Source organism: Arthrobacter sp. NPDC056727, from assembly GCF_042790555.1.
GTDB lineage: Bacteria > Actinomycetota > Actinomycetes > Actinomycetales > Micrococcaceae > Arthrobacter.
Genome location: NZ_JBHTZA010000006.1, coordinates 69,891 through 91,783 on the forward strand (window position 1 = coordinate 69,891; position 21,893 = coordinate 91,783).

Consider the following 21,893-nt stretch of genomic DNA (forward strand, 5'->3'; position numbering starts at 1 on the left):
ACATGATTGAACTAACTGCGGCGGAAATCGCCGAAATCACCAGCGGCCGCCTGCTTGCCGATCCCGACGTCATCCCGGGATCCGTGGTGACCGACTCGCGGGAGGCCGTTGCCGGCTCCCTTTACGTCGCCAAGCCGGGCGAAAGCGCGGACGGGCACAGCTTCGTGGGGGCGGCCTTTGACCGCGGCGCGGTGCTGGCCCTGACTGAACGCGAAATCAAAGATGACGCCGGCCGGAGCTATCCGTCCGTCATCGTCGAGGACGCGGTGCTGGCCATGGGAGCCGTCGCGGCAGAGGCCGTCCGGCGGATCAGGGACCACCGCGGGGCGGCCGGCGAACAGTTGACGGTCATTGGCATCACGGGCTCCGCCGGCAAGACCACCACCAAGGACCTGCTCGCAGGCATCCTGTCGGCCGAGGCGCCCACAGTTTCGCCGCAGGGTTCCTACAACGGCGAGGTGGGCGTGCCCCTCACCGTGTTCCAGGCGGGTTTTGACACCCGGTTCCTCGTTATCGAGATGGGTGCCACCGGCATCGGACATATCCGGTACCTGGCCGACATGGTCCGCCCGGAGATCGGCGTGGTACTCGGCGTGGGCACAGCGCACGCGGGGGAATTCGGCGGCGTGGAAAACATCGCCACCGCCAAGGGGGAACTCGCCGAGGCCCTGCCCGTCGCGGGCGCCGCCGTGCTGAACCTTGATGACCCCCGCGTTGCCGCCATGGCGGCGCGGACCCAGGCGACAGTTCTGGGCTTCTCCTCCCGCGATGCCGAGCCGGACGCTCCTGCCGTCCGGGCCGCCAAGCTGGACACCAATGCCGCCGGCAACCCCGAGTTCGACCTCGAAGTGCCGGGGGAGCCCACGGTCCGGGTCAGCAGCAAGCTGATCGGCGAACACCACGTGGCGAACCTCCTCGCTGCCGCAGCGGCCGCGCACGCGGCCGGCGTTCCGGCCGCCAGAATCGGTGCCTCCCTGAGTTCCCAGTCCGCGGCCAGCCGCTGGCGCATGGAGCGGACCGAACGGCCCGACGGCGTCACCGTCATCAACGATGCCTACAACGCCAACCCGGAATCAATGCGGGCGGCGTTGCGCACGCTGGCCGACCTCGGCCGCGGCCGCCGCACGTGGGCCGTGCTCGGGGCCATGCTGGAACTGGGCGACGATTCCATCCGTGAGCACACCGCCGTCGGCACCCAGGTGGTGCGGCTGAACATCTCCCGCCTCCTGGTGGTGGGCCGGGAAGCGCGTTCGCTGTACGTTTCCGCAGTGCAGGAAGGGTCCTGGGGCGACGAATGCATGTTCGCCGAGAACGCCGACGAAGCCTACGAAGTGCTCCAGGAGCAGCTCGAACCAGGCGACCTGGTGCTCTTCAAGTCCTCGAACAGCGTGGGACTGCGCCATTTGGGCGATCGGATAGCATTACCCCCACACGCCACCCCCACAACTGCCAATGAAGGGAGCGAGCTGCTGTGATTGCACTTCTGATCGGCGCTGGCCTGGCCCTGCTGCTGGCACTGGTGGGCACCCCGCTGTTCATCCGCCTGCTGGTCCACAAGAGCTACGGCCAGTTCATTCGCGACGACGGACCGACGTCGCACCACACCAAGCGCGGCACGCCCACCATGGGCGGCACCGTGGTGGTGGCGGCCGTGCTGCTGAGCTACGGCCTGACGCACCTCATCATGTGGCTCATGAACCCCCGGTCGCCCGGGCCGTCCGCGTCGGCGCTTCTGCTGCTGTTCCTGATGGTGGGCATGGGCCTGGTTGGCTTCCTGGACGACTTCATCAAGATCTCCCGGCAGCGCAGCCTGGGCCTGAACGCCAAGGCCAAACTCATCCTCCAGGCGGCGGTGGGCATCATCTTCGCCGTCATGGCCCTGTACTTCCCGGACCCGGACGGGGTCACCCCGGCGTCCACCAAGATCTCGCTGGTCCGTGACATTCCCTGGCTTGACCTCGCGTTCGGCGGCACCGTGCTCGGGGCGATCCTCTTTGTGGTCTGGTCAAACCTGATCGTCACCGCGGCCACCAACGGCGTGAACCTCACTGACGGTCTCGACGGACTGGCCGCCGGCGCCGCCATCATGGTGTTCGGCGCCTACACGCTGATTGGCATCTGGCAGAGCAACCAGGCCTGCGGCTCGCCGCGCGAGGCCGGCAGCGGCTGTTACTCCGTCCGGGACCCCCTGGACCTTGCACTGCTCGCCGCCATCATGAGCGCCGCCCTGGTGGGCTTCCTGTGGTGGAACACGTCCCCGGCCAAGATCTTCATGGGCGACACCGGCTCCCTCGCCATCGGCGGCGCCATCGCAGGGTTCGCCATCCTCTCCCGCACCGAACTGCTGCTGGCCTTCATCGGGGGCCTGTTCGTCCTCATCACGCTTTCCGTCATTATCCAGGTGGGCTACTTCAAGGTCACCAAGGGCAAGCGCTTCTTCAAGATGGCGCCGCTGCAGCACCACTTCGAACTGAAGGGCTGGGCGGAAGTCACCGTGGTTGTCCGGTTCTGGATCCTCGCCGGCCTGTTCGTCGCCGCGGGTCTTGGCATCTTCTACGCAGAATGGGTGGTCCTGCTGTGAACGTTCCCCACGACGAAGCAACGGGTCCCGCCCGGCTCAAAGACCTCGTCAGCTGGGACTCCGACTGGGCCGGGCTCCGTGTTGTGGTCACCGGGATCGGTGTCTCCGGTTTCGCGGCCGCGGACACCCTGATCGAACTCGGCGCCCGCGTGGTGGTGGTCGACGGCGCCACCACAGAAACCGCCCAGGCCAAGGCGGACACGCTGCGGATCGTCGGCGCGGTTGACGTTCTCCTGGGGGAGGACGCCGTCCGCTCGCTGCCCAAGATCGACGGCCAAAAGCCGGACCTCGTGGTCACCTCGCCCGGCTGGCGGCCCGACCAGGCATTGCTCGCGGCTGCCGCCCGCGCCCACATTCCGGTTTGGGGCGACGTCGAACTCGCCTGGCGCCTGCGCGTCCGTGAGGGGCGGAAAACCGCCGACTGGCTCACCATCACCGGGACGAACGGCAAGACGACGACGGTCGGCCTGACCGAGTCCATGCTGCGGGCTGCCGGCCTGAAGGCGATTGCGGTGGGCAACGTCGGCACGCCCATCCTCGACGCCCTGCGCGACCCGGTGGAGTACGACGTCTTCGCGGTGGAACTCTCCAGCTTCCAGCTGCACTGGTCCAGCTCCGTCTCGGCAGTGGCCAGCGTGTGCCTCAATGTCGCCGAGGACCACGTGGACTGGCACGGCTCCTACGAGTCCTACCTCGCAGACAAGGCCAAGATTTACGAAAACACGCAGAAGGCCTGCATCTACAACGACGAGCAGATCGAAACCGAACGCATGGTGGAGGACGCAGACGTGGTGGAGGGCTGCAGGGCCGTTGCCTTCACCACCCTCACGCCTGCCATCAGCATGCTCGGCGTGGTGGAGGGCCTGCTCGTGGACCGGGCCTTCATCGCCGAACGGAAGGACAGCGCGGCCGAACTCGCGTCCATGTCCGACCTCGGCCCCGTGGCACCCCGCCACATGGTGGCCAACGCCCTGGCCGCGGCCGGCCTGGTGCGGGCCTACGGCGTCAGCCCCGAGCACGTGCGCGAGGGACTGCAGGCCTACATCCCCGGAAGCCACCGCATCCAGCCGGTCGCCAAGCAGAACGGTGTGCTCTGGATCAACGACTCCAAGGCCACCAACCCGCACGCCGCCTCCGCGTCCCTGGCCGCGTTCGATCCGGTGGTGTGGATCGCCGGCGGCCTGTCCAAGGGCGTCAGCTATGACGACCTGGTCCGCGACCACGCGCGCCGCCTGAAGGCCGTCGTGCTGATCGGCAAGGACACGGCGTCACTGGAAGAGTCCCTGCAGCGACACGCACCGGATGTCCCCGTCATCCGGCCGGCGGCAGGCCACACTGAAATTGTGCAGTCAGCCGGAACCGGACATGACGCCGCACCGGATTCGGCAGAAACCGGGGAGGCAGTGATGGCACGGGCCGTCGCATCGGCGGCACAGCTCGCCGCCTCGGGTGACACTGTGCTGATGGCCCCGGCTGCTGCATCCATGGATCAGTTCTCTTCCTACGCTCACCGTGGCGACGCCTTCATTGCAGCGGTCCGCGGGCTCGTGGAAGGGGAGGCCCGGACCGGCAAGGAGTAGGAATGGTCAGCACACCCACACGTCCCGCGGCCGCCCGGCAGCGGGCGGGGGCGACCCCCCGTGGTGCTGCACCGGCCACTCCCGCATCCAGGATCCCTGCCGGCGGACGGCTCCGCCGGTGGTACCGGCGCTTCTGGTCCGCCCTTGAGGGAAACGGGAAGTCACGCAACGGCTCCACCTACTACCTCATCCTGGGGACCACGCTGGCCCTGACCGCGATCGGCATCATGATGGTGCTTTCGGCGTCCAGCGTTGAGGCCATCGCCGCGGACCAGTCGCCCTACACCGCGGCCCTCAAGCAGGGCCTGTTCGCCGGGATCGGCATATTCGGCATGTTCATGCTGTCCCGGATCAACGTCGTGTGGCTGAAGCGGCTCGCCTGGCCGGGCATCATCGTCGCGTATGCCCTCCTGGGGCTTGTGCTGGTGATCGGCACCAGCGTCAACGGCAACAAGAACTGGATCGACATCGGCGGCTTCTTCACCCTGCAGCCCTCCGAGGCAGCCAAGCTGGCCCTGGCACTGTGGATGGCCACCGTGCTGGCCAAGAAGGCGTCACTGCTGCACCGCTGGGGACACGCCGTCGTCCCCGTCGCGCCCATAGCCTTCGGCATCATCGGCCTCGTCCTGGTCGGAAACGACCTCGGCACCGGCATGATCATCATGCTCGTTACGGCGGCGGCCCTGTTCTTCGCGGGCGTGCGCCTGTACCTGTTCGGCTTCGCGGCCGTGGGCCTTGGAGCCGTTGTGGCGTTCATGGCCATGACCAGCTCCAACCGGATGTGCCGCATCACCTCGTGGTGGACCGGCCAGAGCTGCGGTGACGGCATCGACGCCAACTACCAGTCCACCAACGGCCTCTACGGACTGGCGTCGGGCGGCTGGTTCGGCGTCGGGCTCGGCCAGAGCCGGCAGAAGTACAGTTGGATCCCCGAGGCCCACAACGACTTCATCTTCGCCATCATCGGCGAGGAACTCGGGCTGGTGGGAACCGTCGTCGTCCTGATCCTGTTTGCCATCCTGGGCGCGGCCATCTACCGCGTGGTGGTGGCACAGGAGGACCTCTTCCACCGGGTCCTTGCCGGGACCATCATGGTGTGGCTGCTTGGCCAGGCCACGGTGAACATGGCCGTGGTCACCGGCCTCATGCCGGTGATCGGTGTTCCCCTGCCGTTCATCTCCTACGGCGGCTCGGCGCTGCTGATGTCGCTCTGCGCGATCGGCGTAGTGTTGTCACTGGCCCGCGAACAGATGGCCCCTAACATCCGGCCCCGCAAACTGCTCGGCCCGTGGCGGAAGCCCGGGCGCAAGAAAACCCGCACGAAAGCGTAACCTGCACCTGATGAAAACCGAGTCCTTGTCCGTGGTCCTCGCCGGCGGCGGAACAGCAGGCCATATCAACCCCCTGCTTGCCATCGCCGCGGCCATTCGCGACGCCCGGCCCGACGCCCGGCTGCTCGCCGTCGGAACAGCCGCCGGCATGGAAACCAGGCTGGTCCCCGCCGCGGGGCTGGAACTGGCCACCATCGACCGTGTCCCGTTCCCGCGGAAGCCCTCCGCGGACCTGCTCCGCCTTCCGGGACGCCTCGCCGGCGCCGTGCGGCAGGCGGGGCGCATCCTCGACGACGCCGCAGCGGACGTCCTCGTGGGCGTGGGCGGCTACGTCTGCACGCCCATGTACCTCGCTGCCTGGCGGCGGAAGATCCCCATCGTCATCCATGAGGCCAATACCCGGCCGGGCCTGGCCAACCGGGTCGGGGCGCGGCTGAGCCGGCACGTGGCCGTGGCCTTCGCCGGCACCCCGCTGCGGCATGCCCGCCACGTGGGCATGCCCATGCGCCGCGAGGTCTCCGCCATGGTCAGGGCAACGGCACGTAACGGCGCCCTGCGCAGCCTTGACCTGCAGCCCGACAAGCCGGTGCTCATCGTGACCGGCGGCTCCTCCGGGGCGCAAAGCATCAACCGCACTGTGGCCGCGTCGCTCGAGGCTCTGTCCAAGGCGGGAGTGCAGACCATCCACATCACTGGCCGCGGCAAGTCCGTGGCCGACCCGGACGGTAACACGCTGAGCGCCGACGGCTACCGGCAGCTTGAATACGTGGACGGCATGGAGACTGTCTACGCAGCGGCTGACCTGCTGCTCGCCCGTTCCGGCGCTGCCACCGTGAGCGAGGTGGCCGCCGTCGGTGTGCCTGCGGTCTTCGTGCCGCTGCCCATCGGCAACGGCGAGCAGGCGCTGAACGCCCGCGGACTGGTGAATGCAGGCGGCGCCCTGCTGGTGGCGGACCGGGATTTCACCCCGGAATGGGTCCGCACCAGCCTCATCCCGCTGCTGACTGACCGTTCCCGGCTCGATGCAATGGCGCTGAACGCGGAGAACCTTGGCATCCGAAATGCCGACCAGCTCATGGCCGACCTCGTACTGGAAGCGGTATCCAAATGACCACCAACGCAGCACCCAGCCAGGAATCACTGGGCCGCGTGCACTTCATCGGAATCGGCGGCGTGGGCATGTCCGCCGTCGCCAGGATCATGGTGGCGCGCGGGGTTCCCGTCAGCGGTTCGGACGCCAAGGACCTGCCGGTCATGACGGAGCTCGCCGCGGCTGGTGCCCGGGTCTGCGTGGGCTACGACGCCGGAAACCTTGAAGACGCCCAGACGGTGGTGGCCGGCTCGGCGATCCGCGCCGACAACCCGGAACTCCAGGCCGCTCGGGCCGCCGGGCTGCCGGTGCTGCACCGCTCCGAAGCCCTGGCCGCCACCATGGGCGGGGACCTCGTGGTCACTGTTGCCGGTACCCACGGGAAGTCCACCACCACGTCCATGATCACCGTGCTGCTGCAGGGCGCGGGCCTCGACCCGTCGTTTGCCATCGGGGCCAATGTGCCGGCGCTCGGCGTCAATGCGGCGAACGGCAGCTCGCAGGTCTTCGTCGCGGAGGCGGACGAATCCGACGGTTCGTTCCTCAACTACCGGCCGCAGATCGCCGTCGTCACCAACGTGGAACCGGACCACCTGGACCACTACGGCACCGCCGAAGCCGTGTACGAATCCTTCGACCGGTTCACGGCACTGCTGCCCGCCGACGGCGTGCTGGTGGCGTGCGCGGACGACGCCGGCGCGCATGCCCTCGCGCTGCGCACCCGTGAACGGGGCAATGCCCGCGTTGTTTTGTATGGCACCTCTGAGGCCGCCGATCTCCGGCTCGAGGACGGTGGCCCGGGCAGGGTTGCCATCACGACGGCGGGCGGCCGGTTCCCGCTGGCGCTGCAGGTCCCGGGACGGCACAATGCGCTGAACGCTGCAGCCGCCATGGCGGTGGCGCTCGAACTCGGCGTGGACGCCCAGGCCGCCGCCTCTGCCCTGGCCGGCTTCTCCGGCGCCTCGCGAAGGTTCGAATACAAGGGGGAGGGCCGGGGCGTGCGGGTGTACGACGACTACGCCCACCACCCCACGGAGGTGCGCGCAGCCCTGGCGGCGGCACGGTCCGTGGCGGGCGAACACAAGGTCCATGTGCTGTTCCAGCCACATCTGTTTTCCCGGACCCGGGAGTTTGCCGCAGACTTCGCCGACGCGCTCAATGCCGCAGACACGGCCCTGGTGCTGGACATCTATCCGGCCCGCGAGGATCCCATCCCCGGCGTCACCAGCGCCCTCATCACGGAGCACCTGGGCGCCGGCGGCAGACTGGCCGGAGCAGGCGACGAGGCCGTGAGCGCACTGGCCGCCGCCGCGCAGCCCGGGGATATCATCCTCACCGCAGGCGCCGGGGACGTCACCGCGTACGGGCCGCTCATCGTGGAGTCCCTCGGTGGCTAGCACCCGGCGCCCCACCTACCGTCCGGCCAAGCCGGCTGCCCGGAACACTGATGGTGCCCGGGAGGCCGGTGCTGCCCTGGACGCCGAGGTCCGGGACGCTGGGGTCCGGGATGCCGGGGGCAGCCGTGCGGGCGGGGCCAGGCCCGACGGCGGCAAGCCGGCCGTGATCACTGCCTCCAAGGTTGTCCCGGAGAGCCCTGCGTCGAAGGGCAAGGCACAGGACAAACAGGCCAAAGCGCCCTGGTCCCGGCTGAAAAGCCCGGAAGCCGGCAAACCCGGAACCAAGTCGAAGAAGCCAGCCCCGGTTGGCGAAGAGGTGCCCGCGGGCACCGGTCCCGACAATGTGCTGGCCTTTCCCGAACCCCGGGGCCGCCGCATCAGGCGCAACATCATCGTGGCGGCATGTGTGACGGCTGCCATCGTGGCGGGGCTCATCGCCGCTGCCGTCTACTCCCCGGTGCTGGCGGTCCATAGCGTGAGCGTCACCGGCACGAAGCTCCTCAAGCCGGCCCAGGTGCAGGCGGCACTCAAGCCGCTGCTGGGCACGCCGCTGCCGCAGGTCAGCGAGTCCCAGATCGACTCGCTGCTGAAACCGCTCGTCCAGATCAAGTCTGTCAGGACGCAGGCCCATCCGCCGTCGGTCCTGGTGGTGCAGGTCCAGGAACGCGTCCCCGTCGCCCTCGTCAAGCGCGGCAACGAATACTTGCTCGTGGACGTCGACGGCGTAAAGCTCGGCACCACCGCCGACCCCGCCTCGGTCAAGCTGCCGGTTATTGACGGCGGGGCGGGCACCATCGGCAAGGACCTGTTCCAGGCCACGGCCGAGGTCCTCGGCGCGCTTCCGGCCAATGTGCTCGCCAAGCTCTCCAACGCCTCCGCCAAGTCCGTCGATGCGGTGGAGCTGAAGCTGCTGGACGGCCAAACGGTGATCTGGGGCAACGCGGGGGAGAAGGAGCTCAAGGCGCGGGTGCTGGAGGCGCTGCTCAAGGTGCCGGCCGACCCCGCGAACCCGGTCAACACGTACGACGTGAGCGTCCCGCGCCATCCGGTGACACGGTGATTCCGGTGTATTTCACGGGGATTAGGACGACACGCGGTGGCGGTTATTGAATGTAGCCAGCATAGGAAATAGCGTCACAGACGTGAGTTACTTGACATAACTATAACCTTCAAGTGGAGGGTTAAGGTTCAGGGCTTCAAGGTCGACTCCATCAGTTTTCGCAATAGGACACTAACAAGGGACACGTAACGTGGCAGCTCCGCAGAATTACTTGGCCGTCATCAAGGTCGTCGGCATCGGCGGCGGTGGCGTGAACGCAGTCAACCGCATGATCGAGGTGGGTCTCCGCGGTGTCGAATTCATAGCTATTAACACCGATGCCCAGGCCCTGCTGATGAGCGACGCCGACGTTAAGCTCGACGTCGGACGGGAGCTGACGCGCGGGCTGGGTGCCGGGGCCAACCCCGAGGTCGGCAAGCAGGCTGCCGAGGACCACGCCGACGAGATCGAGGAAGTCCTCCGCGGTGCCGACATGGTCTTCGTGACCGCAGGCGAAGGCGGTGGCACCGGAACCGGCGGCGCGCCGGTCGTCGCCCGCATTGCGCGCTCCCTTGGCGCCCTGACCATCGGTGTGGTCACCCGCCCGTTCACCTTCGAAGGGCGCCGCCGCGCGGGCTCCGCCGAGGCGGGCATCGACGCCCTGCGGGACGAGGTGGACACGCTGATCGTGATCCCCAACGACCGCCTGCTGTCCATCAGCGACCGCAACGTCTCCGTCCTGGACGCCTTCCGCTCTGCTGACCAGGTCCTGCTGTCCGGTGTCCAGGGCATCACGGACCTCATCACCACGCCCGGCCTGATCAACCTTGACTTCGCGGACGTGAAGTCCGTCATGCAGGGTGCCGGCTCGGCCCTGATGGGCATCGGCTCCGCCCGCGGCGAGGACCGTGCGGTCAAGGCAGCCGAGCTCGCCATCGCCTCGCCGCTGCTGGAGGCCTCCATCGACGGCGCACACGGTGTCCTGCTGTCCATCCAGGGCGGCTCCGACCTCGGCCTGTTCGAGATCAACGAGGCCGCGCGCCTGGTGCAGGAAGTTGCCCACCCGGAGGCCAACATCATCTTCGGTGCGGTCATCGACGACGCCCTGGGCGACGAAGCCCGCGTCACGGTCATCGCGGCCGGCTTCGACGACGTCAAGGCCACCTCGCCGTCCATGGACCAGTCGCAGCCGCAGGCTGCACCCCAGCGGCCCGCCGTTCCCGCGGCCGCGCCGCAGAGCCAGCCGTCCGCCGGCAGCCAGCAGGTCAACGTCCAGCCCGTGCACGCCGGTGTCGGTGCCGCTGGCCTGAGCAGCTGGGGCCAGCAGCGCCCGTCAGCTGTCCCCGCCGACTCCGGCTTCGACGTCGACCTTCCGTCGGTGGTTGAGCCTGACCTGACCGGCAGCCGGTCCGACGACCTGGACGTCCCCGATTTCCTGAAGTAGGAGGCTGCCGGGCGGACATCTGCCCGGCAGCTGTTCTCGGTTACTGACCCTGTTCGGCTGGTGACTGTGTTCCGTTTCCCGACCCTGATTGCCGGAGTTCCGATTGTTTTTGTGGCGTGCTGAAGTGAAGCCAGGCGTGTCCGTGGCGTTCACCGACACGGGTGCCGGCAACCTCGCCCTCCACGTGGGCGATGACGCGGGAGCGGTGCTGCGCCGCAGGATCCGGCTGGAGGATGCCACCGGCATCGCTCCACGCAGGTTCCAGTACATGAACCAGGTCCACGGCAACGAAGTGTCCGTTGTCGCTGAACCCGGTACCGGCGCTGAACCCGGCGCTGATGCCCCGACGGCGGACGCGCTCGTCTCGCTCGGCGGGCCGCTGGCCGTGATGGTGGCGGACTGCATTCCGCTGGTCCTGGTGGGCGCCGGTGCTTCCGGTCCCGTGCTGGCTGCCGTTCACGCCGGGCGCCCCGGTTTGTTCTCCGGCGTCATTCCTGCAGCGGTGGAACAAATGCGCGCTGCCGGCGCCACGGACATCCGGGCCTGGCTTGGACCGTCCGTCTGCGGCAGCTGCTACGAGGTGCCCGCTGGACTTCGCGAGGAAGTCTCGGCCGTTCTCCCATCGGCCTGGTCAACAACGTCATGGGGAACGCCGGCGCTCGACCTTCCCGGCGCTGCCGCAAGCCAGCTCGACGCCCTCGGCGTTCCCGTCGAATACCGGGGACCCTGCACGCTTGAAAACGACTCCTTGTTTTCCTACCGCCGCGACTCCCGGTCCGGCAGATTCGCCGGACTGGTGTGGACCCATGAGTGACAGCCCGGTAGCCGGGGATGCAAGGACAGTGCAGCTGCGGGAGCACCTGGACGCCGTCCGGCAGCGCATCGCCCGGGCAGTCGCCGCGGCCGGCCGCGGCGACACCCCGCCGCGCCTGATAGTGGTCAGCAAGTTCCACCCGGCTGAGGACGTCCGCCGACTGGCTGCGCTTGGCGTCAGGGATTTCGGGGAAAACCGGGACCAGGAGGCGGCCGCTAAAGCCGAGGAGCTCGAGGCACTGGACCTCACCTGGCATTTCGTGGGCCAGCTCCAGAGCAAGAAATCCAAGACCGTGGTCCGCTACGCCTCTGCGGTGCACTCTGTGGATCGCTCCCAGCTTGTGACCGCCCTGGAGCGGGCCATGGCCGCGCAGCAGGAGCTGACCGGCCGCGGCAGCCTGGACTGTTTCATCCAGGTGAGCCTGGATGACGACGCCGGAGCCCACCGTGGAGGGGCGGCCCCCGCCGACGTGCCGCAACTGGCGGAGCAGCTTGAAGCCGCCGCCGGCCTTCGCCTGGCCGGTGTCATGGCGGTGGCTCCGCTTGGGGCGGATCCCGACCGGGCCTTCGAAAAACTGCTGGGTATCTCAACCGGCCTGCAGCAGGATTTCCCCGGTGCCACCGGGATTTCCGCCGGCATGAGCCAGGACCTGGAAGCAGCTGTCCGATTCGGTGCGACACACCTCCGAATTGGCTCAGATATTCTCGGTTCGCGCCCGGCGGTGCGGTAGCGTCTCTCGTATTGGAAGTGAATGGCGGGGATTCCAATGCTGTCTTGACTTTTGGGCGGCCCGCTTCCGGACACGATTAGGAGTCGACCATGGCTGGCGCTCTGCGCAAGACAATGATCTATCTTGGGCTCGCCGACGGCGATGAACACTACGAGTCTGAGCTTTCCACCCAGCAAAAGGACGAGGACAACTCAATGGAGCATGACCGTGAAGAGCGCCGCGCACCGGCGCCGCTCCGAGAGGTCACCCGTGAAGCGCCACCAGCTGCCGAAGAGGAATACCGCGCACCCGTGACACCCATCAAGCGTGCGGCATCGAGCCGCGAAGAGACCACCGGACTGCGGCAGATCACCACGATCCACCCGCGCTCCTACAACGACGCCAAGCTCATCGGCGAAAGCTTCCGCGACGGGATCCCCGTCATCATGAACGTGACGGACATGGGGGAATCGGACGCCAAGCGGCTGGTCGACTTTTCCGCAGGCCTCGTCTTCGGACTGCGCGGAAGCATCGAGCGCGTGACGAACAAGGTCTTCCTGCTGTCGCCGTCGTACGTCGAAGTCATCGGAGATGAGAAGAAGGCCAGCGACGCCACCGCCAGTTTCTTCAACCAAAGCTAAAATACGCTCTCCGGATGCCAGGCAGGGACGCACCTGCCTGGCATCCGTGCTGAAATAGGGGAGCAGCAAAAGCTGGCAGGAATCCCAGGGCGCCCAGGCGCCCGTGATGAACATGGAGACAATGGGTTAGCTCATGGGAATACTATTCGGGCTCGTCTATATCGTCCTGCTGTTCATTTTCGTCGCTTTGATTGTCCGCCTCGTCTTCGACTGGGTTCAGATGTTCGCGCGGGAATGGCGTCCCCGCGGGGTAGCATTGGTGGCGGCTCATGCCGTCTACTCGGTAACCGATCCGCCGCTGAAGGTTCTGCGGCGCCTGATCCCGCCGCTGCGGCTGGGCGGCGTGTCGCTGGACCTCGGGTTTCTGGTGCTGTTCATCGGCCTGAGCATTGCCATGGGGATCACCAAGTCACTTGCATAACTTCATATCAGCTTGCGGCGCCGGGGCCGATCCGCACGGATCCCCGGGCGCAAAAGAACCTTTTGTTCGACGCCACGGTGTTGAATTAGAGGAACCAGACCAAATTTAGGTACCGTAGTTTTGACGGCCGGAAGGCCTCCTGACGAACTAGACCAACGAGGTGACCAGATGGCTTTGACGCCAGAAGACGTTGTCAACAAGCGCTTTCAGCCGACCAAGTTCCGCGAAGGCTATGACCAGGACGAGGTTGACGACTTCCTGGACGAGATCGTCGTTGAACTGCGGCGCCTGAACCAGGAGAACGAAGAACTTCGCAAGAAGCTCGCCGAAGGCGGCTCCGGATCGCCGGCTGCCACCTCCGCCGTCGCCCCTGTCGTTGAGAAGGTTCCTGCGCCGTCCAAGTCCGAAAAGGACGAAGCACGCGCGAAGGCCGAAGCCGAGGCCAAGGCTGCCGAAGCTGCCAAGAAGAAGGAAGCCGAGCAGGCCGCACCGGTCGCAGCCCAGGCACCCGCCGTCACCGGCACCAACGTCTCCGAGTCCGCTGCCGGCCTGCTGGCCATGGCCCAGCAGATGCACGACCGCCACGTGGCCGAGGGCCAGCAGCAGCGCGACAAGATCATCGCCGAAGCGCAGATCGAAGCCAGCAGCCTGGTCAACGACGCGCAGGAGAAGTCCCGCAAGATCCTCGGTGCCCTGGAGCAGCAGCGCTCCGTCCTCGAGCGCAAGGTGGAGCAGCTGCGAGGTTTCGAACGCGACTACCGCTCACGCCTGAAGGCCTACATCGAAGGCCAGCTGCGCGACCTGGACGCCCGCGGTTCCGTTGCCGCCCCTGAGGTTGGCGAAAGCAGCAGCGCCGCCGTTTAGCACGTATTCTGAAGGCCGGTGGCTGAGGATTCCTCGGCCACCGGCTTTTGCCATTAACGACGGTTCCCGAATGAAAGCACCATGACTGACGACCTTGCCGCTGACGCAGCGCATCCAGCTTCATCATCACCGCGGCCCCGGCGCGGCGTCCTGCTGTCCCTGTTCGCCGGACTGGCAGTCTTCGCCTACGTCTTCGACCAGCTCACCAAGCTGTGGGTGACCAGCACCATGGTGGAGGGCGAACGTATCCCGGTGCTGCCCCCGCTGCTGCACTGGTACTACATCCGCAACTCCGGGGCTGCCTTTTCCATCGGCGAAAACGTGACCTGGGTGTTCACGATCATCATGGTGCTGGTGGCCGCCGCCATCCTGTTCCAGCTGGGCAAGCTCGGCTCCGCCTGGTGGGCGCTGGCGCTGGGGCTGCTGTTCGGCGGCGCCCTGGGAAACCTGACGGACAGGCTGTTCCGGGAGCCGTCGTTCGGAATGGGGCACGTGGTGGACTTCATCCAGCTGCCCAATTTTGCGATCTTCAATATCGCCGACTCCGCCGTTGTGTCGTCCGTGGTCATCATCTGCCTGCTGACCCTGCGGGGGATTGCCCTTGACGGTTCGCACCACAGCGTCGCCAAACGGGAAGGCGGCGACGATGTCTGAACGGGTCGTGGTGCCCGAGGAGCTGGACGGCAGCCGCGTGGATGCGGGGCTGGCCAAGCTGATGGGCGTGTCGCGGTCGTCCGCGGCAACGCTGATCGCCGAGGGCAACGTCACCAGCGGCGGCAAACCCGTGGGGAAGTCAGCCAAGCTCGCATCCGGAACGGTGCTGGATGTGACGGTCCCCGAGCGCCGGGATCCCCTTGAAGTCGTGGAGGAAGTTGTGGAAGGCCTGAAGATCCTGCTGGATGACGACGACTTTGTGGTGGTCGACAAGCCGGTGGGCGTCGCTGCGCACCCCTCGCCGGGCTGGGTAGGACCCACCGTGGTGGGCGGCCTTGCCGGCGCCGGTTACCGCATCTCCACGTCCGGCGCCACGGAACGCGCCGGGATCGTCCACCGTCTCGACGTCGGAACCTCCGGAGTCATGGTGGTGGCCAAGACCGAACCCGCCTACACCGCCCTCAAGCGGGCGTTCAAGGAACGCACCGTGGACAAGGTTTACCACGCTGTGGTCCAGGGTCTGCCGGATCCCCTGCAGGGCACCATCGACGCGCCGATTGGCCGCCATCCCGGCCACGACTGGCGCTTCGCCGTCATCGAGGACGGACGGCCCTCTGTGACCCACTACGAGGTCCTGGAGGCGTTCGGGAAGGCGACCCTGGTGGAGGTGCACCTGGAGACCGGCAGGACCCACCAGATCCGGGTCCACTTCGCTGCCCTCCGCCATCCCTGCGCCGGCGACCTCACCTACGGGGCTGATCCGCGGCTCGCCGCCACCCTGGGGCTCACCCGGCAGTGGCTGCACGCCCGTGAACTGGGCTTCGACCACCCGCGCACCGGGGAACGCATCACCGTGACCAGCGAGTACCCCGCGGATCTCGCCTACGCGCTGGAGGTCCTGGGGTCCGGCAAGGCCTGAGCCAGCGGCACGCCGACATCAATTGTCAGGGGGTCGGCACTAGAATGGTCCGGTGACTTTCAGCAATGACTCGTTCGTACATCTCCACACCCACACCGAGTACTCGATGCTGGACGGCGCCGCCCGGCTCGGTGAGCTGTTCGACGAAACCGAGCGGCTGGGGATGCCTGCCCTGGCGACCACCGACCACGGCTACCTCTTCGGTGCCTTCGACTTCTGGAAGAAGGCCACGGACAAGGGCATCAGGCCCATCATCGGCGTCGAAGCCTATGTGACCCCCGGTACGGCCCGCGGGGACAAGAGCCGCGTCCGCTGGGGCGAAGAGAGCCAGCGCAAGGACGACGTCTCCGGCGGTGGCTCCTACACCCACATGACCTTGCTGAGCTACAACAACGCGGGCATGCGGAACCTGTTCCGGGCCTCGTCCATCGCCTCCCTGGATTCGGTGTTTGGCAAGTGGCCCCGCCTGGACCGGGAGCTGTTGAACACCTACTCCGAGGGGCTGATTGCCACCACCGGCTGCCCCTCCGGAGAGGTCCAGACGCGGCTGCGCCTGGGCCAGTACCGCGAGGCCGTAGAAGCCGCCGCTGAATTCCGGGACATCTTCGGCGCGGAGAACTACTTCTGCGAACTGATGGATCACGGGCTGGACATTGAGCGCCGGGTCACGGGCGACCTCCTGCGGCTGGCCAAGGAGCTGAACCTCCCGCTCGTGGCCACCAACGACCTCCACTACACGCACGAACACGACGCCAAGGCGCACGAGGCCCTGCTCGCCATCCAGTCCGGCTCCACCCTCCTGGAACCCACCTACGACAACGGCGGCTCCCGTTTCGCGTTCTCCGGCAGCGGCTACTACCTGAAGTCGCCGCAGGAAATGCGGGAGCTGTTCCGCGACCACCCGGACGCGTGCGACAACACGCTCCTGATCGCCGAGCGGTGCGAGGTGTCCTTCAACACGGGCGCCAACTACATGCCCCGGTTCCCCTGCCCCGAGGGTGAGGACGAAACGTCCTGGCTGGTCAAGGAAGTCGACAAGGGACTCCAGTACCGCTACCCCCAGGGCATCCCGGACAAGGTCCGTAAGCAGGCCGACTACGAGCTGGACGTCATCACCTCCATGGGCTTCCCGGGTTACTTCCTCGTGGTGGCCGACTTCATCAACTGGGCCAAGAACAACGGCATCCGGGTGGGTCCCGGGCGTGGTTCGGGTGCCGGTTCCATGGTGGCGTACGCCATGCGCATCACCGACCTTGATCCGCTGCACCACGGCCTGATCTTCGAGCGCTTCCTCAACCCCGACCGTGTCTCCATGCCTGACTTCGACGTCGACTTCGATGACCGGCGCCGCTCTGAAGTCATCGACTACGTCACGCGTAAGTATGGCGACGAGCGCGTGGCCATGATCGTTACCTACGGCACCATCAAGACCAAGCAGGCCCTCAAGGACTCCTCGCGCGTGCTGGGCTACCCGTTCAGCATGGGCGAGCAGCTGACCAAGGCGCTCCCGCCGGCCGTGATGGCCAAGGACATTCCGCTGGCCGACATCCAGAACAAGGAGGCCAAGCGCTACAGCGAGGCGGGCGATTTCCGCCAGCTAATAAGCACCGACCCCGAGGCCGCCAAGGTTTTCGAGACCGCGCTCGGCATTGAGGGCCTGAAACGGCAGTGGGGCGTGCACGCCGCCGGCGTGATCATGTCCTCGGACCCCATCATCGATGTGATTCCGATCATGCGCCGCTTCCAGGACGGCCAGGTCATCACCCAGTTCGACTATCCGACGTCCGAGGGCCTCGGCCTGATCAAGATGGACTTCCTGGGGCTGCGAAACCTCACGATCATTTCCGACGCCCTGGAAAACATCAAGATGAACCGGGGCGTCGACCTGGACCTCGAAACCCTGGCGCTGGATGACGCGGCCTCGTACGAGCTCCTCGCCCGCGGTGACACGCTGGGCGTGTTCCAGCTCGACGGCGGGCCCATGCGCTCCCTCCTGAAGCTCATGAAGCCTGACAACTTCGAGGACATTTCCGCGGTGCTCGCGCTGTACCGGCCGGGCCCCATGGGCGCCAACGCGCACACGGACTACGCCCTGCGCAAGAACAAGATCCAGGACGTCATCCCGATCCACCCGGAGCTGGCGGAGCCACTGGAGGACATCCTCGGCGGCACGTTCGGGCTGATCGTGTACCAGGAGCAGGTTATGGCCGTGGCGCAGAAGCTGGCCGGTTACTCGCTGGGCCAGGCAGACATCCTGCGCCGCGCGATGGGCAAGAAGAAGAAGTCCGAGCTGGACAAGCAGTTTGCCGGCTTCTCGCAGGGCATGCAGGACAACGGCTACTCCATGGAGGCCGTGAAGACCCTGTGGGACATCCTGCTGCCCTTCTCCGACTACGCCTTCAACAAGGCCCACTCGGCCGCGTACGGCGTGATTTCGTACTGGACGGCCTACCTGAAGGCGCACTACGCGCCGGAGTACATGGCCGCGCTGCTGACCTCGGTGGGTGACGACAAGGACAAGTCCGCGATCTACCTCAACGAATGCCGGCGCATGGGCATCACGGTGCTGCCGCCGGACGTCAACGAGTCAGCCCTGAACTTCACCCCGGTGGGGGAGGACATCCGCTTCGGCATGGGCGCCATCCGCAACGTCGGCGTCAACGCCGTCGAGGCCATGGTGGCCGCCCGCGAAAAAGAGGGCGCCTACAGCTCCTTCAAGGACTACCTCATGAAGGTCCCGGCCGTGGTCTGCAACAAGCGCACCATCGAATCCCTGATCAAGGCCGGGGCCTTTGACTCCCTCGGCCACCACCGCCGCGCGCTGGCCATGGTCCACGAAGAAGCGATCGATTCGGTCATTACCCTCAAGCGCAACGAGGCCATCGGCCAGTTCGACCTTTTTGCCGGCTTCGATGAGGCGGAGTCCGAATCGTCGCTGAGCATCGAGATCCCCGACCTGCCGGAATGGGAGAAGAAGGACAAGCTCGCGTTTGAGCGCGACATGCTGGGCCTGTACGTCTCGGACCATCCGCTGCAGGGCCTGGAAGGGGTCCTGAGCCAGCACGCCGACCAGTCCATCACCTCGATCATCGCCGAGGACGGGCCGCACGACGGCGCCATCGTCACCATCGCGGGCATGATCACCTCGCTGAGCCGCCGGATCGCGAAGGCCAGCGGCAATGCCTACGCCCGGGCGGAGATCGAGGACCTCGGCGGTTCCATGGAGGTCATGTTCTTTGGCCAGGTCTACGGCCCGATCGCTTCGGTTCTCGCCGAGGACCTGATCGTGGTGGTCAAGGGCCGGCTGCAGCGGCGCGACGACGGTGCCGTGACCCTGAACTGCATGGAGCTCTCCGTCCCCGACCTCAGCCAGGGCACCAACGGGCCCCTGGTGATCACCATGCCCACGCACAAGGCCACCGAGGCCGTTGTCACGGAACTGGGGGACGTGCTGCGGAACCACCGGGGCAACTCCGAGGTCCGGGTGAACCTGCAGGGCGACAGCCGCATCGAGGTCATGGCACTACCCGTGCACCTGCGGGTAAACCCGAACCCGTCGCTGTTCGGAGACCTCAAGGTGTTGCTGGGCCCGGCCTGCCTGGACGCCTAGGTTGCCGCGACGCCTGGGCAACCCTGGCGCCTAGGTTAAATCCCGTCCCGGCCGCGAAGGGTCCGCTCGTCGACGCCTAGATTTCGTAGTCGAGCGGAACCGGCTGGCCGTAGGTTCCGGAGTGGTACAGCAGCGGCGTGCCGTCCTCGCCGACCTGCCCTTCCACCACCTCGACCACCACCACAGCGTTGTTCTCGAAGGACAGGCGCATTTGGATCTTGCCGATCAGCCAGCCCGCAACGTCCTTGAGCACAGGCACGTCATGGGGTCCGTGGGCCCAGTGGTCGCCGGCAAAGCGTTCCTTGGTGCGCGCGAAGCGGTCGGCCAGTTCCTGGTTCTCCAGGCCCAGCATGTGCACGCCGATGTACGTGGTGTTGGCCACCGCCGGCCACGAACTGGAACTGCGCGCCATGTTGAAGGTGAAGCGCGGCGGCTTGGCGGAAAGCGAGGCAACAGAGGTTGCCGTGAAGCCGTACGGGACGCCGTCGTAGTTCACCGTGATGATGGCAACGCCTGCAGCATGCCGGCGGAACATCTCTTTGAACGTGCCCTCGAAGGCGACATCATCTGACGTCACTGAAATCGATCTCCCTGCTTTATCCGTGCCGATTGTGCTCTACTACAAGACTATTGGGCTTCCGGCCCGATGCGGCAGTCCAGTGCCTGGCAGCGATGTGTCGCAGAGTCCCGGCCAACATTTGACGGCCACATTTGTTAGCGTTTCTTCATGATCCAGCCCGCATCCCCTCCGGTCAGCACCTCCGACGAGGCCCGGGGCGCACGCAGGCGTCCCCGCCGGGAGTGGGTCTGGGTGGCGGGAATCCTGGCAGCCGGCGTTCCGGCCGGGCTCCTTTGGTGGTTCCTGGCCCCGGGCGGGCAGAACCTCATTTCGGGAAACGCCGCGCTGGCATCCGGAACCAACACCGAGGGCTGGCTGCCCCGGGACCTGGTGCTGGCCGGGCTCTTTGTGTTTGCGGGCTGCCTGGTGGCCGTGCTGCTGTCCGGCCGGCGCGACGGCGGGACGCGGCGGCTGCTGCTGCTCTCCGTCGCCGCCAGCGCCGCTGCGGCTGTCCTCGCCTGGCAGACCGGGGTGCTGGCTGGCGGCTGGCTGGGCGGTCCGCAGGACACTTCGGCCAACGCCAGTGTTGCGTTCTCGCTGCGGTCCCTGACCGTCCTCGTCCTGTGGCCCGCGGCTGTCGCCGCCGGCTTCTTCGTCCTGCGCATCATCGGCCTGCTGCGCACCTCCGCGGACCACGACGCGGATGACGCCCGCACGTGGCAGTAGCTGACCGCGGTACCAGCCGGAGGTAACAGGCGACAGGGACGTGGGCCGCGGCGCGTAAAATGAACCGGTGACCACTTCTCCGGACAGCCCTGTACGCCCGAATACCCCCGCCGTCGACTTCCGCACCGTCGACCTGCGCGGCCGCAGCCTCAGCCTGGCCGAACTCCGCGAGGCGGTGCCCCGGGCACGGCAGCAGACAGTCGCGGACGCCGAACAGAAGGTCACCGACATCATCTCCGCCGTCCGCCAGCGCGGCTTTGCCGCCCTCGCGGACTTCGCCCGGACGTTCGACGGCGTGGAACAGGCATACCCGCGTGTTCCGGCCGAGGCACTCCAGTCAGCCCTGGAGGGCCTGGACCCGGCCGTGCGTTCGGCGCTTGAAGAGTCCATCAGCCGCGCCCGTCGCTTCGCGGACGGGCAGCGCCCGGCCGACGTCGACATCTCCCTGGGTGACGGCGCAGTGGTGAGCCAGAAGTGGGTGCCCGTGGCACGCGTGGGCCTCTACGTTCCCGGCGGCCTGGCGGTCTACCCGTCCTCCGTGATCATGAACGTGGTTCCCGCGTTGGCCGCAGGCGTGGAGTCGATCGCACTCGCCTCGCCGCCGCAGAAGGACTTTGGCGGTCTTCCGCACCCCACCATCCTTGCCGCCGCGGCGCTGCTGGGGATCGACGAGGTGTACGCCATCGGCGGGGCGCAGGCCATCGCCGCCTTCGCCTACGGTGTGCCCGGTGAGGCTGCTGCCCCCGCCCTGGAACCGGTCGACGTCGTGACCGGGCCCGGGAACATCTTCGTGGCCACGGCCAAGCGCCTGGTCAAGGGCGTGGTGGGAATCGACTCCGAGGCGGGCACCACCGAAATCGCCATCCTCGCGGACTCCACCGCCCGTCCGTCATTCGTTGCCGCAGACCTGATCAGCCAGGCCGAGCACGACCCCAAGGCCGCCTCGGTCCTGATCACGGACTCCCTCCAGCTCGCCGCGGACGTCCGTGAGGAGCTGGAACTGCAGGCGGCGTCCACCAAGCACAGCCAGCGTGTCCGCGAGGCGCTGTCCGGCCCGCAATCCGGCGTCGTGCTCGTTGACGATCTCGACCAGGGCATCGCGGCATGCGACGCGTACGCGGCCGAACACCTTGAGATCATGACTGCGGATGCTCCCGCCGTGGCGGCGCGGATCCGGAACGCGGGTGCCATCTTTGTCGGCGACTACAGCCCGGTCAGCCTCGGTGACTACTGCGCCGGCTCCAACCATGTGCTTCCCACCAGTGGCACGGCTGCGTTTTCCTCCGGACTGAACGTCACCACGTTCCTGCGGGCCATCCAGGTTATCAACTACTCGGAAGCGGCACTGGGGCAGGTCAGCGGGCACATTGTCAGCCTGTCCGGCGCGGAGGACCTCCCGGCGCACGGTGACGCTGTCACCGTCCGCTTCCAAGCGGGCCGCTGACCACTACATGTAGTGGCCGGCTACTACATGTAGTAATTACAGGCTTGTTATTCACCCATATGTCGCCGTA

General features: G+C 67.0%; 19 protein-coding genes. 18 read left to right on the top strand and 1 reads right to left on the bottom strand.

Annotation, left to right across the window (positions count from 1 at the left end):
• Positions 1-2 precede the first annotated feature (2 nt).
• The 16 genes from murF to dnaE all read left to right on the top strand — a co-directional run bounded on the left by murF (position 3) and on the right by dnaE (position 19,094).
• Complete coding sequence (murF, locus tag ACFRAH_RS07910; protein WP_377990357.1) at positions 3-1,475, top strand: UDP-N-acetylmuramoyl-tripeptide--D-alanyl-D-alanine ligase; 1,473 nt, start codon at positions 3-5, stop codon at positions 1,473-1,475.
• Positions 1,472-2,581: a phospho-N-acetylmuramoyl-pentapeptide-transferase gene (gene mraY, locus ACFRAH_RS07915; protein ID WP_377990358.1), complete on the top strand. Its 1,110-nt coding sequence runs from the start codon at positions 1,472-1,474 to the stop codon at positions 2,579-2,581. The genes murF and mraY overlap by 4 nt, the downstream gene beginning before the upstream one ends.
• Complete coding sequence (murD, locus tag ACFRAH_RS07920; RefSeq protein WP_377990359.1) at positions 2,563-4,161, top strand: UDP-N-acetylmuramoyl-L-alanine--D-glutamate ligase; 1,599 nt, start codon at positions 2,563-2,565, stop codon at positions 4,159-4,161. Before mraY ends, murD begins: the two co-directional genes overlap by 19 nt.
• Positions 4,162-4,163: 2 nt before the next feature.
• Positions 4,164-5,492, top strand: coding sequence for a putative lipid II flippase FtsW (gene ftsW / locus ACFRAH_RS07925; protein WP_377990360.1), 1,329 nt, complete (start codon positions 4,164-4,166; stop codon positions 5,490-5,492).
• Positions 5,493-5,502: 10 nt separating this feature from the next.
• Positions 5,503-6,603: an undecaprenyldiphospho-muramoylpentapeptide beta-N-acetylglucosaminyltransferase gene (gene murG / locus ACFRAH_RS07930; protein WP_377990361.1), complete on the top strand. Its 1,101-nt coding sequence runs from the start codon at positions 5,503-5,505 to the stop codon at positions 6,601-6,603.
• Positions 6,600-7,979 (top strand): UDP-N-acetylmuramate--L-alanine ligase, encoded by a 1,380-nt coding sequence (murC, locus tag ACFRAH_RS07935; protein WP_377990362.1) that lies wholly within the window; start codon positions 6,600-6,602, stop codon positions 7,977-7,979. The genes murG and murC overlap by 4 nt, the downstream gene beginning before the upstream one ends.
• On the top strand, positions 7,972-9,039 hold the full coding sequence (locus ACFRAH_RS07940; RefSeq protein ID WP_377990363.1) for a cell division protein FtsQ/DivIB: 1,068 nt from the start codon (positions 7,972-7,974) through the stop codon (positions 9,037-9,039). Before murC ends, ACFRAH_RS07940 begins: the two co-directional genes overlap by 8 nt.
• 190 nt (positions 9,040-9,229) lie before the next feature.
• A complete protein-coding gene (gene ftsZ / locus ACFRAH_RS07945; RefSeq protein ID WP_377990364.1) occupies positions 9,230-10,462 on the top strand; it encodes a cell division protein FtsZ in 1,233 nt (410 codons plus the stop codon).
• 103 nt (positions 10,463-10,565) lie between these two features.
• The gene (locus ACFRAH_RS07950; protein ID WP_377990365.1) at positions 10,566-11,276 is read left to right on the top strand and encodes a polyphenol oxidase family protein; all 711 of its coding nucleotides are present in this window, start codon (positions 10,566-10,568) and stop codon (positions 11,274-11,276) included.
• Positions 11,269-12,006, top strand: coding sequence for a YggS family pyridoxal phosphate-dependent enzyme (locus ACFRAH_RS07955; protein WP_377990366.1), 738 nt, complete (start codon positions 11,269-11,271; stop codon positions 12,004-12,006). Before ACFRAH_RS07950 ends, ACFRAH_RS07955 begins: the two co-directional genes overlap by 8 nt.
• A gap of 89 nt (positions 12,007-12,095) precedes the next feature.
• Positions 12,096-12,626, top strand: a complete 531-nt coding sequence (locus tag ACFRAH_RS07960; RefSeq protein ID WP_377990367.1) for a cell division protein SepF — start codon at positions 12,096-12,098, stop codon at positions 12,624-12,626.
• A 133-nt stretch (positions 12,627-12,759) separates the two neighbouring features.
• Positions 12,760-13,047 (top strand): YggT family protein, encoded by a 288-nt coding sequence (locus ACFRAH_RS07965; protein ID WP_377990368.1) that lies wholly within the window; start codon positions 12,760-12,762, stop codon positions 13,045-13,047.
• Between the two features lie 168 nt (positions 13,048-13,215).
• On the top strand, positions 13,216-13,911 hold the full coding sequence (locus ACFRAH_RS07970) for a DivIVA domain-containing protein (RefSeq protein WP_377990369.1): 696 nt from the start codon (positions 13,216-13,218) through the stop codon (positions 13,909-13,911).
• 81 nt (positions 13,912-13,992) lie between these two features.
• The gene (gene lspA / locus ACFRAH_RS07975) at positions 13,993-14,565 is read left to right on the top strand and encodes a signal peptidase II (RefSeq protein WP_377990370.1); all 573 of its coding nucleotides are present in this window, start codon (positions 13,993-13,995) and stop codon (positions 14,563-14,565) included.
• Complete coding sequence (locus ACFRAH_RS07980) at positions 14,558-15,484, top strand: RluA family pseudouridine synthase (protein ID WP_377990371.1); 927 nt, start codon at positions 14,558-14,560, stop codon at positions 15,482-15,484. The genes lspA and ACFRAH_RS07980 overlap by 8 nt, the downstream gene beginning before the upstream one ends.
• A 52-nt stretch (positions 15,485-15,536) precedes the next feature.
• Complete coding sequence (gene dnaE / locus ACFRAH_RS07985; RefSeq protein WP_377990372.1) at positions 15,537-19,094, top strand: DNA polymerase III subunit alpha; 3,558 nt, start codon at positions 15,537-15,539, stop codon at positions 19,092-19,094.
• Between the two features lie 76 nt (positions 19,095-19,170).
• Here dnaE and ACFRAH_RS07990 read toward each other — a convergent pair whose 3' ends face one another.
• The gene (locus ACFRAH_RS07990; protein WP_214854164.1) at positions 19,171-19,629 is read right to left on the bottom strand and encodes a flavin reductase family protein; all 459 of its coding nucleotides are present in this window, start codon (positions 19,627-19,629) and stop codon (positions 19,171-19,173) included.
• A 192-nt stretch (positions 19,630-19,821) separates the two neighbouring features.
• Between ACFRAH_RS07990 and ACFRAH_RS07995 the strand changes: the two genes are divergently transcribed.
• Both ACFRAH_RS07995 and hisD read left to right on the top strand, forming a co-directional pair.
• Positions 19,822-20,379: a hypothetical protein gene (locus tag ACFRAH_RS07995; RefSeq protein ID WP_377990373.1), complete on the top strand. Its 558-nt coding sequence runs from the start codon at positions 19,822-19,824 to the stop codon at positions 20,377-20,379.
• Positions 20,380-20,446: 67 nt separating this feature from the next.
• Complete coding sequence (gene hisD, locus ACFRAH_RS08000) at positions 20,447-21,823, top strand: histidinol dehydrogenase (RefSeq protein WP_377990374.1); 1,377 nt, start codon at positions 20,447-20,449, stop codon at positions 21,821-21,823.
• Positions 21,824-21,893: the final 70 nt, after the last annotated feature.

Excerpts from the sequence above, each read along its gene's own strand:
- murF (WP_377990357.1), top strand. The coding sequence starts at position 3 with ATGATTGAACTAACTGCGGCGGAAATCGCCGAAATCACCAGCGGCCGC.
- murD (WP_377990359.1), top strand. The coding sequence starts at position 2,563 with ATGGGTGGTCCTGCTGTGAACGTTCCCCACGACGAAGCAACGGGTCCC.
- ftsW (WP_377990360.1), top strand. The coding sequence starts at position 4,164 with ATGGTCAGCACACCCACACGTCCCGCGGCCGCCCGGCAGCGGGCGGGG.
- murG (WP_377990361.1), top strand. The coding sequence starts at position 5,503 with ATGAAAACCGAGTCCTTGTCCGTGGTCCTCGCCGGCGGCGGAACAGCA.
- murC (WP_377990362.1), top strand. The coding sequence starts at position 6,600 with ATGACCACCAACGCAGCACCCAGCCAGGAATCACTGGGCCGCGTGCAC.
- ACFRAH_RS07955 (WP_377990366.1), top strand. The coding sequence starts at position 11,269 with ATGAGTGACAGCCCGGTAGCCGGGGATGCAAGGACAGTGCAGCTGCGG.
- ACFRAH_RS07960 (WP_377990367.1), top strand. The coding sequence starts at position 12,096 with ATGGCTGGCGCTCTGCGCAAGACAATGATCTATCTTGGGCTCGCCGAC.
- ACFRAH_RS07965 (WP_377990368.1), top strand. The coding sequence starts at position 12,760 with ATGGGAATACTATTCGGGCTCGTCTATATCGTCCTGCTGTTCATTTTC.
- ACFRAH_RS07970 (WP_377990369.1), top strand. The coding sequence starts at position 13,216 with ATGGCTTTGACGCCAGAAGACGTTGTCAACAAGCGCTTTCAGCCGACC.
- lspA (WP_377990370.1), top strand. The coding sequence starts at position 13,993 with ATGACTGACGACCTTGCCGCTGACGCAGCGCATCCAGCTTCATCATCA.
- ACFRAH_RS07980 (WP_377990371.1), top strand. The coding sequence starts at position 14,558 with ATGTCTGAACGGGTCGTGGTGCCCGAGGAGCTGGACGGCAGCCGCGTG.
- ACFRAH_RS07990 (WP_214854164.1), bottom strand. The coding sequence starts at position 19,629 with ATGTTCCGCCGGCATGCTGCAGGCGTTGCCATCATCACGGTGAACTAC.
- ACFRAH_RS07995 (WP_377990373.1), top strand. The coding sequence starts at position 19,822 with ATGATCCAGCCCGCATCCCCTCCGGTCAGCACCTCCGACGAGGCCCGG.